Source organism: Rhodococcus sp. ARC_M5, from assembly GCF_022810405.1.
GTDB classification, from domain to species: domain Bacteria; phylum Actinomycetota; class Actinomycetes; order Mycobacteriales; family Mycobacteriaceae; genus Rhodococcoides; species Rhodococcoides navarretei.
In genome coordinates, this window is sequence record NZ_JALGQE010000006.1 from 185,727 (window position 1) to 199,330 (window position 13,604).

Consider the following 13,604-nt stretch of genomic DNA (forward strand, 5'->3'; position numbering starts at 1 on the left):
CGTCACAATCCTCACGTAGTGCTTCGTGCGACGCAATGAAGGGCGGCCTCAGTTGCGGCATCGGGCGTCCGGCCCTCCCCGGAATCGAGAGCGGCGTGACGTAGGGTTCGACGCGACTGGTTCCTACCGACTGGACGAGAGATGCCTGAGCCGATTCACGCCGTATCCCCACTTGCCACCGATATCCCGGCAGGTCTGGACGTCGACAGCATCGTCGCCACGGTCCGCGAGTCCGGCGTCAGCGCCCCCGCCGACGAGGAAGCCGGATTGTCCGCAGCCGTTGCTCGTGCCGAGGACAACGGTATCGATCTGAGCATCGTGATCGTGCCGACCGAACCTCGCCACGACTCGCAGCTGCGTGATCTCGCGACAGCGGTCGGAGCACGCGAGGGCGGGACTGTTCTCGTACTGAGCCCCGGGCAGGTGGGTACGTTCAGCGACTCGATCAGTCGGGTGACCCTCGAGGCCGGCCAGGACCGGACCTACACCGGCGACCACGTCGTTGCCGCGGACAACTTCGTCGACACCCTCGTCGAGGACCAGACTCCCTGGGGCTTGCTGACGGGCGGGCTGGTCGTGATCGTCGCCGCGGTGGCAGCACTGACAGCCGCCGTGAAGGTGCGTCGATATCGTGCGCGGTCGGCCACTGCCGCCCCGCACGATGCACAGCCCGTCGAGCGCTGACGTCACGCGCGGATTCGTCATTCGACCGACCGACGCAGACGGGGCACTGCGCCGTCGGATGTCGGTTCGGAAAAAGTCCGAAAAATTGTTTTCGGCAAACACCGAGTTCACGGCATTGTGCCTGGTGAAATTACAAATGTGTCATTTGTGACTGGAGTTTCTTTAGTGTGCGAAGTGTCGTACGGTGCCATTGGCACTGCTGGGGAAGGAGTGTCGCAGAAGGCAGGTGTCATCCGTGGGGAACTCGGGAGGCCACTGCTTCGGGTGTGACTGACGTGGTTCGCACCTGTCGTGTCGCTGCGCGCCCCTTTCCCGCCCGGCGAACATGTTCACCGTCACCTGCGGTCGGGGTGGAGGACGGAGAGCACCTCGGCGGCACGACTGTCCTCTCGGGACCGGAGTGAATGCCGGACCCGAGGGAGACATTTGTGAGCCGACGTCCAGTTCGCGGCACGCGCCGCAGAGCGCTCGTCCGTACCCGATTCGTGCTGGCAGGTGCCGGTCTCGTTCTCGCGCTGACGGCGACCATGCCCGGAGTCGCCGCCGCGGTACCTCCGCCTCCCCCCAATCCGTCCGACACCGACATCGCCGCTGCCGGAAGTGCAGTCGACTCCCGTCTGGGGCAGGTCGGGCAGCTGATCGACGCGATCGCGTCCGCCAACCAACAACTCGCACAGCTCGACGACGAGGTCGCCGTGAAGCGAGAAGGCGTCAACAAAGCCCTGGTCGATCTGCAGAACGCACGGGACGCCGCGGACGTTGCCGCAGCCGTCGTGGGAGCAGCCCAGCAGGCGCTCGCCGATGCCGGCACGCAGATTCAGGCAGCTCAGCGCAAGTTCGACGAATTCGCCAAATCGAGCTACACCCAGGGCTCGGGCGTCGCCTCGATGGCGTCGTTTCTTGGATCGAGCGGACCGGACGACGTCCTGGACCGCGCCCAGGTCCTGAAGGTTCTGTCCAACAGCCAGAATGCAGTACTGGACGGCTTGCAGCGCGCCCGTACCGAGCAGGCGAACCGCGACTCGGCGGCGCGTGAGTCCAAGCAGCAGGCCGACGCGGCAGCGTCGGAAGCCGAGGCAAAGAAGGCCGAGGCCGAGCAGGCGATCGCCGAGGCGCAGGCCGCGCTGCAGGCAGAGGCCGACCGCAAGGCCACGATCGAATCCCAGCGTGATTCGGCGCAGACCGAGCTCGATGCCGCCCGCAGCAACGTCGCAGGTCTGCAGGACCAGCGTGCGGCGTACGGCGACTGGGAGGCGCAGAAGGCGGCCGAGGATGCCGCCATCGCCGCCGCCACCGCCGCAGCCAAGGAAGCTGCTGTGCAGGCAGCTGCCCGAGTGTCGGCCAACCTTGCGGCGCAACAACGCGCGGCGGCCATTGCCGAGGGGCAGCGCTCGCACGTCGACGTGGACGACGATTCCAGCACGTCGACCGATACGGACAGCTCCACCACAACCACACCCACGACACCGAAGACGACCACCACACCGAAGACGCCCACGAAACCGAAGACGTCCACGACGCCGTCGGTCACCGGAAGCGCCGCCGTCGAATTGGCGATCGACCGCGGAATGAGCCAACTCGGCGTGCCGTACTCGTGGGGTGGCGGAGACGAGAACGGACCGACGAAGGGCATCAGGGACGGCGGAGTCGCAGACAGCTACGGCGACTACAACAAGGTCGGCTTCGACTGCTCGGGATTGATGATCTACGCGTTCGCAGGCCTGGGAATCTCGCTGCCGCACTACACCGGCTACCAATACACCGCGGGCAAGCAGGTGCCGTCCTCGGAGATGAAGCGTGGCGACATGATCTTCTACGGACCCAACGCCAGCCAACACGTCGCGCTCTACCTCGGCGACGGCAAGATGCTCGAAGCGCCCCAGTCCGGTTCGGTGGTCAAGGTATCCGACGTGCGATACAGCGGTATGACCCCCTACGCCGTACGCATGGTGTCCTGACTCCCGAGCACTCCTGCGGTCCCACTCCGGTACTTCTGCGTCGTTCCGCAGGCTCCACTCCGGTACTTCTGGTCGTTCCGCAGGCTCCACTCTCGAGCTATTGCGTCGTTCCGCAGGCTCCACTCCGGAGCCACTGCGTCGTTCCGCAGGCTCCACTCCGGCGCGCGCGGCGGGGGCGCCTTTCGGCACGCACGCAGATCACCTGGAATAGTTGATTGCGGCGGTATGAAACGTGCCCGACGACGATCGACTGAAAGCGGTGAATTCTTGGTGACATCACGTGACGGCCGGATTTCGAACGACGAGGGGTCGACGGCAGTCGAGTCTCCGACTCCGAATCCACCGAGTGGGGAGCCGAAGCGGGTGGACAGTCCGGCCCTCGCCGAGGACGTCCAGCTTCTCGAGAAGGCCGTGTACGAGGTCAAGCGCGTGATAGTCGGACAGGACCGTCTCGTCGAGCGCATTCTGGTGGGGTTGCTCGCACGCGGACACGTCTTGCTCGAAGGTGTGCCTGGCGTGGCCAAGACCCTTGCAGTCGAGACCTTCGCGAGGGTCGTGGGCGGCTCTTTCTCGCGAGTTCAGTTCACCCCTGATCTCGTTCCGACCGACCTCGTCGGAACCAGGATCTATCGTCAGGGCCGGGAGGAGTTCGACACCGAACTCGGACCGGTCGTGGCCAACTTCGTTCTGGCCGACGAGATAAACCGAGCGCCGGCGAAAGTCCAGTCCGCACTGCTCGAGGTCATGGCAGAACGACACGTGACCATCGGTGGCAAGACGTTCTCGATGCCCGATCCGTTTCTCGTGATGGCCACGCAGAACCCCATCGAGAACGAGGGTGTCTACCCCCTACCCGAAGCTCAGCGCGACCGATTCCTGTTCAAGATCGTCGTCGACTACCCCACGATCGAAGAAGAACGCGAGATCGTCTACCGCATGGGTATCAAGGCGCCCGAGCCCAAGCAGATCCTCGACCCGGTCGAGCTGGTTCGGCTGCAGAATCTGGCCAGCTCGGTGTTCGTGCACCACGCTCTCGTCGACTACGTGGTGCGAGTCATCTCCGCTACGCGAACGCCGGAGCAGTTCGGTATGGACGACGTGGCCAGCTGGATCGCGTACGGCGCGTCACCGCGTGCCACGCTCGGAATCATCGCGGCGTCCAGGGCGCTTGCTCTGCTCCGGGGTCGCGATTATGTCGTTCCGCAGGACGTCCTCGAGGTCATCCCCGACGTCCTCCGGCACCGTCTGGTGTTGTCCTACGACGCTCTGGCCGACGAGGTGACTCCCGAAACGGTCATCTCCCGGGTTCTGCAGACCGTCGGGTTGCCACAGGTATCACCGCAGGCGGTCCCGGTGCCGCAGAGCAACGGAGCCGGCTCGGAAGGTCCGCACGTCGACGGACGTCAGCCGCAGGGGCAGTATCCGCCGCAAGGGCAGTTCCCCGCTGCCGGCCAGTACCCCGGCCGAGGACAGGCCCCTACTCCTCAGCAGCCCGCGCCTCAGCACCCGCAGGGTGGCCAGTACGGCCAACCGGCACCATCTCTGCAGAAGCCGTCGGGTGACGGCCCGGCGATCGGTACGCCGGGGCAGTGAGCGGATCCGACACCGCTCCCGAGACCACACGCCGACCCGTCGTTTCTCGGCCGCCGTCGTTTCGATCGGGTGAGCTTCGCGACCCCAAGTTGGCTGCGGCGCTGCGGACCCTCGAACTGACGGTACGCAGACGGCTGGACGGGGTACTGCACGGCGACCATCTCGGATTGATCCCCGGTCCCGGATCGGAACCGGGTGACGCCAGGGAATATCAACCGGGCGACGACGTCCGTCAGATGGACTGGTCGGTCACCGCACGCACGACGCATCCGCACGTACGGCAGTCCGTGGCCGACCGCGAGCTGGAGACCTGGCTCGTGGTCGACCTGTCCGCGAGCCTCGATTTCGGCACCACCGGGTGCGAGAAGCGGGATCTAGCGGTCGCGGCCTCGGCTGCGATCACGCATCTGTCCGGTGGCGGCGGAAACCGAATCGGTGCGGTGGTGGCCACCGGTTCCGATACAACCCGGATCCCGGCACGGGGCGGCCGCGTGCACACCCAGTCGATGCTCCGAGCCATCGCCACGACACCGGCTGCGGCCGACGGGGTGCGCGGCGACCTGCGCGCTGCCATCGAAGCACTGCGACGGCCCGAACGCCGCCGCGGGATGGCCGTGGTGATCAGCGATTTTCTCGGTCCGATCGACTGGGAGCGCTCGCTCCGGGCAATCTCGGCGCGGCACGACGTGTTGGCCGTCGAGGTGCTCGATCAGCGTGATCTGGAGCTACCCGACGTCGGTGACGTCGTGCTGCACGATCCCGAATCCGGCCGTACCCGTGAATTCAGCACGACGCCGCGGCTGCGTGCCGACTTCGCGCGCGCTGCAGCAGCACACCGCGACGACGTGGAGAAGGCGCTACGACGGTGCGGAGCACCACGCCTGACGCTGCGCACCGACGGCGACTGGATTGCCGACGTCGTACGGTTCGTGACCGCACGCAGGCACACCATCGGGTCCGGGTTCACCAACACCGCTCGGGCGGCGCGATGAGCCTGACCGATTTCGCTTCGCCCTGGTGGCTGGGCTTTCTCCTCGTCGTCATCGCGCTGACGGTCGGCTACGTGTGGATTCAGCGGCGCAAGCAGAAGCACGTGCTGCGGTTCTCCAACATGGAGCTGCTCGAGTCCGTTGCGCCCGATCGGCCCAATCGGCTGCGGCATGTGCCGACGGCCCTCGTGCTGGTCGGTCTGATGTTTCTGACCGTCGCGTTGGCCGGTCCGACGGACGACCAGCGCGTGCCACGGAATCGGGCGACCGTCATGCTCGTGATCGACGTGTCGCTCTCCATGGAGGCCACCGACGTCGAGCCGACTCGCTTGGCGGCCGCACAGGATGCAGCGAAATCCTTCGCCGACGGTTTGACACCCGGGATCAATCTCGGATTGGTCGCCTTTGCCGGCACGGCGTCGGTCCTGGTGTCTCCCACCGCCAATCGCGAGGCCACCAAGTCCGCCATCGACAAGTTGCAGCTCAGTGAACGAACGGCCACCGGTGAGGCGATCTTCACCTCGCTCCAGTCGATCGACACTCTCGGAGCGATTCTCGGTGGCGGCGATGCGGCACCTCCTGCGCGCATCGTGCTGCTCTCGGACGGCAAGCAGACCGTTCCCCAGAACCTCGACGACCCACGCGGTGGGTACACCGCCGCGCGTGCCGCCAAGGACAAGAACGTGCCGATCTCCACGATTTCGTTCGGCACCAGCTACGGCTCGGTGGAAATCGAGGACGAGGCAGGCGTCGAACGAGTCCCGGTACCGGTCGACGATCCGTCGCTGCGTGAGATCGCAGACCTCTCGGGCGGTAGCTTCTTCACCGCGTCGTCCCTCGAGGACCTCAGAGACGTCTACGACACCCTCGAAGAGCAGATCGGATTCGAGATCACCCGCGGCGACGCGTCGCGTCCCTGGTTGATCCTCGGTGTCCTGTGTATCTCTGCCGGGCTCGGTTCGGCGTTGGTGATGCGGCAACGTCTGCCGTGATCGTTGTTCTTACTCACCAGTAAGTTTTGCTTTCTCATTCCATGACGAACAGATAGGTTGCTAGGCATGTCCACACCTGACTTCATCGCGCGATCGGTACTCGTCACCGGAGGCAACCGAGGTATCGGTCTCGCCATCGCCCAGCGGCTCGCCGCCGACGGACACAAGGTGGCCGTCACCCACCGCGGATCCGGGGCCCCCGACGGATTGTTCGGGGTCGTCTGCGACGTCACAGATTCCGCCTCGGTCGACGCAGCCTTCAAGGAGGTCGAGGAGAAGCAGGGGCCCGTCGAGGTTCTGGTGGCGAATGCGGGAATCACCGACGACACGTTGCTCATGCGAATGACCGAGGATCAGTTCCAGCGCGTCATCGATGCCAACCTGACCGGAGCGTTCCGAGTTGCCAAGCGCGCCAACCGCGCCATGCTGCGCGCGCGCTGGGGCCGGATGATCTTCCTGAGTTCGGTCGTGGCCATGGCCGGCGGACCGGGCCAGATCAACTACGCGGCGTCCAAGGCAGGCGTCATCGGAATGGCTCGATCGATCACGAGGGAACTGGGTTCGCGATCCATCACGGCGAACGTCGTGTCCCCGGGGTTCATCGAAACCGACATGACTGCAGAACTCTCGGACGATCTGCGCGGCAAGGCAAAGGAATACATCCCGCTTCAGCGCCTCGGTCAGCCCGAGGACGTCGCAGCAGTGGTGAGCTTCCTCGCCGGCCCGGACTCGTCGTACGTGTCCGGTGCTGTCATCCCGGTCGACGGTGGCATGGGCATGGGGCACTGAAGGCCTACTCGCACAACGATTTCGATAGACGCACACCTCCGAATTAAGGAACACAGCACTATGGGCGGATTGCTCGAAGGCAAGACCATTCTCATCACCGGCATCATCACCGATGCCTCCATCGCATTCCACGCCGCTGCCATGGCGCAGGAGCAGGGTGCCAAGGTGATCATCACCGGGTTCGATCGGCTTCGACTCATCGATCGCATCGCACAGCGTCTGCCCAAGGAGGTGCCGCCGGCGATCGAGCTCGACGCCACCAACGAGGAGCATCTGGCAGCGCTGGCCGACCGCGTACGCGAAGTGGCGCCCGAGGGCATCGACGGGGTCCTGCACTCGATTGCCTTCGCGCCCCGCACCCTGATGGGTCCGGACGCCAAGCCGTTCCTCGACGGCCCCGGCCCCGATGCTGCGAGGGCGTTCGAGATCTCCGCGTGGAGCTATGCGTCGCTGGCTCGCGCTGTTCTGCCGGTCATGAACGAGGGTGGCTCCATCGTCGGAATGGACTTCGATCCCCGCACGTCGATGCCGTACTACAACTGGATGGGTGTCGCCAAGGCTGCACTCGAATCGGTCAACCGCTACGTCGCTCGGGAAGTGGGCGCGGCCAAGCGAATTCGCTCCAATCTCGTCGCGGCAGGACCGATCAGAACCCTTGCCGCCAAGGCAATTGCGGGTACGGCTACCGGTGACGCGGCCAAGATGGACCAGCTGAACGTGTACTGGGACGGTGCCGCTCCCATCGGTTGGGATGTCAACGACCCCACCGTGGTCGCCAAGTCCATCGTCGCCTTGCTCTCCGATTGGCTGCCCGGCACCACCGGATCCATCGTGTACGTCGATGGCGGAGCCAGCCACAACACGTACCTGCCCGAGAACATGTGACACCGCGGTGGGCGGAACCACACGTGCGCCCACCGACATGTTTCGTTCGCCGACCGGACCCCCGCCGGGGCCGGTCGGCGGCGGGGGCACAATGGAAAACATGACCACCCCTGGAGACTTCGACGCATTGTTGGTGCTCTCGTTCGGCGGACCGGAACAGCCCGCCGACGTACGCCCGTTCCTGGAGAACGTCACTCGTGGGCGCGGAGTGCCGCCCGAGCGTCTGGACGCCGTTGTCGAGCACTACATGCACTTCGGAGGCGTCTCTCCGATCAACCGGCTCAACCGAGACATCATCGATGCGCTTCGTGCTGAATTCGATTCCGCCGGAGTGGATTTGCCGATCTATTTCGGAAACCGCAACTGGCATCCGATGATCGAGGACACCGTCGCGACGATGGCGTCGGACGGCATCAGGAACGCACTGGTCTTTCCCACCTCCGCGTGGGGCGGGTACTCCGGATGCAGGCAGTACCACGAGGACATCGCCCGAGCCCGCGCCGCGGTCGGGGACGATGCACCGCATCTGCTCAAGATCCGGCAGTACTACGACCACCCGTTGATGGTCGACACGTTCAGCGACGCGGTCGCATCAGCGCGAGCCTCACTGCCGGAACAGCACCGAGCCGGTGCGCGTCTGGTGTTCACGGCCCACTCGATTCCGTCGGCCGCCGACGCCAATGCCGGCCCGCCCGCGGATGGCGGGAATCTCTACAGCCGTCAGGTGGCCGAGGCATCGAGGCTCGTGGCCGCTGCGTCGGGTGTCGACGACTACGACCTGGTGTGGCAGTCCCGTTCCGGACCGCCTCAGGTTCCGTGGCTGGACCCCGACATCTGTGATCATCTCGAAGCGCTGTCGGCGAAGTCCGTCGACGCCGTGATCGTGTGTCCGATCGGATTCGTGTCCGACCATCTCGAGGTCGTGTGGGATCTCGACACCGAGGCGGAGGAGAAGGCCCGCGAACTCGGAATGGCCTTCGCCCGCGCAGGCACCCCGGGATCCGACGCGCGTTTCCCGCAGATGATTCGGGAACTCGTCGACGAATACCGAGTCGGTGGCCGATGCCGCGGACTCGGCAACGTGCCCGGCTACGGGTCGACATTGGACGGAAGTCGCTGCGCCGTCGGCTGCTGTGAGCAGCTCACCCGCCCCTCCAGGCCTGCGGCTGCCACGTCGTGAGCGTGGCTGCCTGACACCCTGCTTCTCCGCAGGGTGTCAGGCAGAATGCATAGCTGCTTCGATGCTGGTCGCGACAGCGATGGTGCGCGCGGTACGCACTGCAGCCCAGAGCGGTCGAACAAGTTCTTCACGTGCTGCGGTTGCGGACGCGGTCGGTGCCTCCGTCGGAGCCGATCCCGCTGCGACCGTCAGAATGGCGGCGACCCGATCCGCGGATTCGAGGACGCGGAACGCCCTGTCGGACATCTCAGCCGGGTAGCGATGCCGTGCCGCGTCGGCGATCAAAGCGGCGATACGGGTGCGCGGATCGACGTCGAGGGTTCGGGTGGGCAGCGACTGCATCTGCGCGAGAGCGTCCGCCGCGCCCCGCACGGCTTCCCGCATCTCGTACTCTGCCTCGCCCAACCCCTGATCCCGATGACCGTGTTCGGGGACGACGATCGAATACACGGTCCAGCGCAGCACGTCCGGTCCCTCCACGACGGGTACCAATCCGATTCCGGCGTTGCCCGAGGTTCCGATCACCACCGCCTGACCGGCGTCGAGGGCAGCTCGCGAGAAGTCGGTGCCGGCGGGGAGGCCACTCACCGCACCGGGGGCAGGCAGAACCAGCTTGACCCGATCGTCCCCGATGGCGGGCGTGGACGCCGTTGCGGCCGCCCTGATCGCGTGCAGCAAGCCCGCGATTCCCTCGTCGTAGCCGGGATGTTGCAGCCCGAAAACGGTTGCCGCCTCCGCATCACCCGCACCCACGAGATGCATCGGTGCCCACTCGGACAAGGCGTCGATGACGTCGTCCGGTGAGCTGGCACCGGCCAGCCAGGAACTGGCCCACAGGGCAAGACTTGCACTCGAAGAACACACGACTCACGAGCATAGGTCGGCGTGGCGAACCGTGCTCGGGACGCCGGTGTCGCTAGCGTTGACCGCCGTGAACGACATGTACGGCGGAGACATTCTCAAAGGGCACAGTCGCATGCGCAAGGTTCCGGCACCGGAAGTTCCGGCCGAACGCGGACTGGTGGTCGAAGACGCCGGAACCGGCTATTGCGGTGCGGTGGTCGGCTTCGAGCGCACCTACGACGGAGACTTCGTCCGACTCGAGGACGGTGCCCGGACGACGCGGCTGTTCGCTCTGCGCGAGGCAGCATTCCTGATCGACGGGCGTCGGGTCACCCTCGTTCGGCCCAAGCCTGCCCCTGCGGTGCCGCAACAGACGCGGTCCGCCTCCGGTTCGACCAAAGTCGAGGGCCTACGTGCCCGAACGGCACGCGCCAGCCGCATCTGGGTCGAGGGTGTGCACGACGCGGCCCTGGTGGAAAGCGTGTGGGGACACGACCTTCGGGTGGAGGGCGTGGTCGTCGAGCATCTGGAGGGTCTGGACAATCTCGGGGAACGGTTGGCGGATTTCGGTCCCGGACCCGGCCGTCGCGTCGGCGTCCTGGTGGACCATCTGGTGACCGGGTCCAAGGAGTCGAAGTTGACGAGGTCGCTCGGCGAGCACGTGCTCGTCACCGGTCATCCGTTCATCGACGTCTGGGAAGCGGTCAAGCCTGCTGCTGTCGGTATCGATGCCTGGCCGACGATTCCGCGGGGTGAGGACTGGAAGACCGGAATCTGTCGAGAGCTGGGGTGGGGGAGTCCGCGAGAGGGGTGGCGTCGGGTGTATTCGTCGGTGTCGAGCTTCCGTGATCTCGAAGCACCACTGATCGGGGCCGTCGAACAATTGGTCGACTTCGTGACCGAGTAGGGCTGTGTCCAGCAACGCACCGGCAATTGTCCGATTCGTGCTTGGATGGAGGCTGTGGCAGCGATCATTTGGCTCATAGCGGCAGTGGTACTCGCCGGTGCGGAGGCACTGACGGGCGACTTCTTTCTTCTGATGATCGCCGGCGGCGCGCTCGGCACCGCCGGCGTCTCGGCTCTGACCGATTTCCCGGTGTGGGCCGATGCGATCGTCTTCGGCGTCCTGTCGTTGGCGTTGGTGCTCGGTTTGCGCCCGATTTTGTTACGCCGCTTCGCGACTCCGCCCGATACGCCGATGGGGATGGCCGCGCTGACCGGTAAGAATGCGGTCGTGCTGGAACAGATCACTGCCCACCAAGGCCAGATCAAGCTCGGTGGGGAGGTGTGGACCGCTCGCCCACTCGACGAGACCGAGGTCTATGCCCCGGGTACCACCGTGACCGTGATGGAAATAGACGGCGCTACCGCCGTCGTATGGAAGGGACCGTAGCCAGTGGAAGCACTTATCGCACTGGCCGTCATCGTCGCGTTCGTCGCGGTGTTGATGGCCAAGTCCATCTCGATCGTCCCGCAGGCCGAAGCTGCCGTCATCGAGCGACTCGGCCGCTACACCCGCACCGTGTCCGGACAGCTCACGTTCCTCGTGCCGTTCGTCGACCGCATCCGCGCCAAGGTCGACCTGCGTGAGCGGGTCGTGTCGTTTCCGCCGCAGCCGGTGATCACCAAGGACAACCTGACAGTGTCCATCGACACCGTCGTCTACTTTCAGGTGACCAACCCGCAATCGGCCGTGTACGAGATCAACAACTACATCGTCGGCGTCGAGCAGCTGACCACCACCACGCTGCGTAACGTCGTCGGCGGAATGACGTTGGAAGAGACCCTCACCTCGCGCGACTCGATCAACGGACAACTTCGCGTCGTGCTGGACGAGGCGACCGGACGCTGGGGCCTGCGCGTGGCCCGAGTCGAGCTCAAGAGCATCGATCCGCCGCCCTCCATTCAGGAGTCGATGGAGAAGCAGATGAAGGCCGATCGCGAGAAGCGAGCGACCATCCTCACCGCCGAAGGTCATCGTGAATCGGCGATCAAGACGGCCGAGGGCGACAAGCAGAGTCGAATTCTTGCAGCCGAGGGTGGCAAGCAGGCATCCATTCTCACCGCCGAGGGTGAGCGGCAGTCGCGCATCCTGCGGGCACAGGGTGATCGAGCTGCGAAGTACCTCGAAGCTCAGGGCCAGGCCAAGGCCATCGAGAAGGTGTTCGGTGCCATCAAGGCCGGTAAGCCGACACCGGAGTTGCTGGCCTACCAGTACATGCAGACGCTGCCGCAGATGGCGCAGGGCGATGCGAACAAGGTGTGGATGATTCCGAGCGATTTCGGCGATGCGCTCAAGGGCTTCGCCAAGACACTCGGTGCGCCCGGCGAGGACGGTGTGTTCCGGTACGAGCCCAACGAATCGGCCGGCAACGAGCCCAAGCCGGAGGACGACTCGGACGAGGTTGCCGAGTGGTTCGAGACCAAGACGGATCCGGCGGTCGCCGAGGCGGTCAAGGCTGCAGAAGCGGTGGCGCGCAAGCCGGTCGACACGTCGTTGGCGTCCGCACCCGAGCTGTCGAAGGGTTTCGACGTCGGTGCCCTGTCGGCGTCACCGGAGGCAGAGCCGGAACAGCGCTGATCACGTGATCAGCGCGGTGCCTACTCCGGCTGCGGCGAGCGCCCACAGGACGCTGGCGAAGGTTCCGATGATGAATTGTTCGGAGGCATGTGATTCGCGCAGTTCGGGATAACGCGCAAGTCCCTTGACTGCCAGTACGACGGCGATGCCTTCCGGCCAACCGGCGAGGATCGACACTGCAACGGCCACGCGTTCGAGAACGCCGATCGTCAATCCACCACGTAGCGGCTCTACCGGATCACCTCCGGTGGAGTCGCTACGTCGTCGTGCGACTCGGAACACCGTCGGTACCGATGCCGTCCCTCCCGCGGCTGCAGCGACAACGCTGAGGACGACTCCGACGGCATGCCCGAGACCGTAGGCCGGCCCGGCCATGGTTGCCAGGATTGCGGCTGCGGCGAGCAGGCTCGACGCGACCGCGGTGGGCAGCCACCGGCGGACGCCGTCTGCGGTGGGGACGGTAGCGGCAACTGCAGACAGTGCGAGCAGGACGAGGGTGGCGACGATCATGACCGGTGGCTTCCTGTTCCGTCAGCTGTCTCGAGCAGTCGGGTGGCCAGGGTGCGGCCTGCGCTCTCGATGTGCCAGCCCGCGACCGAGAGTCGTTGTGACATTGCTTGTTTGCTGATCTTCAATTGTTCGGCGGCCTCGGTCTGCGTCAGCCCGCGCTCCATCAGTGCAACTGCTTCTCGCCCCTGGTCCGATCGTCGATTGATGAGGAGGGCAACCAGGGTCGAAGCGGTCTCCGCATCCTCGGCGGCCGCGGATTCGGGGCCGCTGACCGCGAGTGCGGCAGGGGTATTCTTGGCTCTGGTCACAGCATCTCGGGCGGCTTCGAACGCCGGTCCGCGACCTGCCCGCGTCGTTTCCGGGAGCGGGAGTTCAACGGACCCGATACCGATTCCCACGCTCCAGTGCGGGGTGGCGACCAGTTCGAGAGCTATCGAGACCACGGTGGCTGCGTCCTCGCAGACGGCTTGTACTTCGTCGCCTGCGGTGCGATCGAAGGGGCGAACCAGCTGGTGGGCGCGATAGTGCTCGAGCAGGTCGGGTACGCGATCGATATCGCGTCGGCTGCGACGTTGATCCACGGTCAGCACGAACATGAGA

14 protein-coding genes are annotated in these 13,604 nt (G+C 65.5%); 11 read left to right on the forward strand and 3 right to left on the reverse strand.

Going from position 1 to position 13,604, the window contains the following annotated elements; translation table 11 throughout:
* The first annotated feature begins 141 nt into the window (after positions 1 to 141).
* The 8 genes from MTX34_RS12045 (at position 142) to MTX34_RS12080 (ending at position 9,070) form a co-directional block, all read left to right on the forward strand.
* Complete coding sequence (locus tag MTX34_RS12045; RefSeq protein ID WP_243609592.1) at positions 142 to 684, forward strand: DUF6676 family protein; 543 nt, start codon at positions 142 to 144, stop codon at positions 682 to 684.
* A gap of 404 nt (positions 685 to 1,088) precedes the next feature.
* Entirely contained in the window at positions 1,089 to 2,642 is a 1,554-nt protein-coding gene (locus MTX34_RS12050; RefSeq protein WP_374639443.1) for an NlpC/P60 family protein, read from the forward strand.
* Between the two features lie 270 nt (positions 2,643 to 2,912).
* Positions 2,913 to 4,235, forward strand: a complete 1,323-nt coding sequence (locus MTX34_RS12055; RefSeq protein ID WP_374639445.1) for an AAA family ATPase — start codon at positions 2,913 to 2,915, stop codon at positions 4,233 to 4,235.
* Complete coding sequence (locus MTX34_RS12060) at positions 4,232 to 5,227, forward strand: DUF58 domain-containing protein (protein WP_243593084.1); 996 nt, start codon at positions 4,232 to 4,234, stop codon at positions 5,225 to 5,227. The genes MTX34_RS12055 and MTX34_RS12060 overlap by 4 nt, the downstream gene beginning before the upstream one ends.
* A complete protein-coding gene (locus MTX34_RS12065) occupies positions 5,224 to 6,216 on the forward strand; it encodes a VWA domain-containing protein (protein ID WP_243593083.1) in 993 nt (330 codons plus the stop codon). The genes MTX34_RS12060 and MTX34_RS12065 overlap by 4 nt, the downstream gene beginning before the upstream one ends.
* A 66-nt stretch (positions 6,217 to 6,282) precedes the next feature.
* Entirely contained in the window at positions 6,283 to 7,005 is a 723-nt protein-coding gene (gene fabG1 / locus MTX34_RS12070; RefSeq protein WP_243593082.1) for a 3-oxoacyl-ACP reductase FabG1, read from the forward strand.
* Between the two features lie 60 nt (positions 7,006 to 7,065).
* Complete coding sequence (gene inhA, locus MTX34_RS12075) at positions 7,066 to 7,890, forward strand: NADH-dependent enoyl-ACP reductase InhA (RefSeq protein ID WP_032377850.1); 825 nt, start codon at positions 7,066 to 7,068, stop codon at positions 7,888 to 7,890.
* A 100-nt stretch (positions 7,891 to 7,990) separates the two neighbouring features.
* On the forward strand, positions 7,991 to 9,070 hold the full coding sequence (locus tag MTX34_RS12080) for a ferrochelatase (RefSeq protein WP_243593081.1): 1,080 nt from the start codon (positions 7,991 to 7,993) through the stop codon (positions 9,068 to 9,070).
* A 36-nt stretch (positions 9,071 to 9,106) separates the two neighbouring features.
* On the opposite strand, the gene MTX34_RS12085 is transcribed toward MTX34_RS12080, so the two are convergent.
* Positions 9,107 to 9,934 carry a hypothetical protein gene (locus tag MTX34_RS12085; protein ID WP_243593080.1) on the reverse strand — a complete coding sequence of 276 codons (828 nt, stop codon included), beginning with the start codon at positions 9,932 to 9,934 and terminating at the stop codon, positions 9,107 to 9,109.
* A gap of 76 nt (positions 9,935 to 10,010) precedes the next feature.
* Here MTX34_RS12085 and MTX34_RS12090 point away from each other — a divergent pair, with 76 nt between their 5' ends.
* Genes MTX34_RS12090 through MTX34_RS12100 form a run of 3 tightly spaced genes read left to right on the forward strand, consistent with a single transcriptional unit; the run spans position 10,011 to position 12,494 of the window.
* On the forward strand, positions 10,011 to 10,820 hold the full coding sequence (locus MTX34_RS12090; RefSeq protein ID WP_243593588.1) for a DUF3097 domain-containing protein: 810 nt from the start codon (positions 10,011 to 10,013) through the stop codon (positions 10,818 to 10,820).
* Positions 10,821 to 10,874: 54 nt separating this feature from the next.
* Positions 10,875 to 11,306 (forward strand): NfeD family protein, encoded by a 432-nt coding sequence (locus MTX34_RS12095; protein WP_243593079.1) that lies wholly within the window; start codon positions 10,875 to 10,877, stop codon positions 11,304 to 11,306.
* Between the two features lie 3 nt (positions 11,307 to 11,309).
* A complete protein-coding gene (locus MTX34_RS12100; protein ID WP_243609594.1) occupies positions 11,310 to 12,494 on the forward strand; it encodes an SPFH domain-containing protein in 1,185 nt (394 codons plus the stop codon).
* Here MTX34_RS12100 and MTX34_RS12105 read toward each other — a convergent pair whose 3' ends face one another.
* Both MTX34_RS12105 and MTX34_RS12110 read right to left on the reverse strand, forming a co-directional pair.
* The gene (locus MTX34_RS12105; RefSeq protein WP_243593077.1) at positions 12,495 to 13,004 is read right to left on the reverse strand and encodes a hypothetical protein; all 510 of its coding nucleotides are present in this window, start codon (positions 13,002 to 13,004) and stop codon (positions 12,495 to 12,497) included.
* On the reverse strand, positions 13,001 to 13,600 hold the full coding sequence (locus tag MTX34_RS12110) for a SatD family protein (protein ID WP_243609595.1): 600 nt from the start codon (positions 13,598 to 13,600) through the stop codon (positions 13,001 to 13,003). Before MTX34_RS12110 ends, MTX34_RS12105 begins: the two co-directional genes overlap by 4 nt.
* Between the last annotated feature and the right edge of the window lie 4 nt (positions 13,601 to 13,604).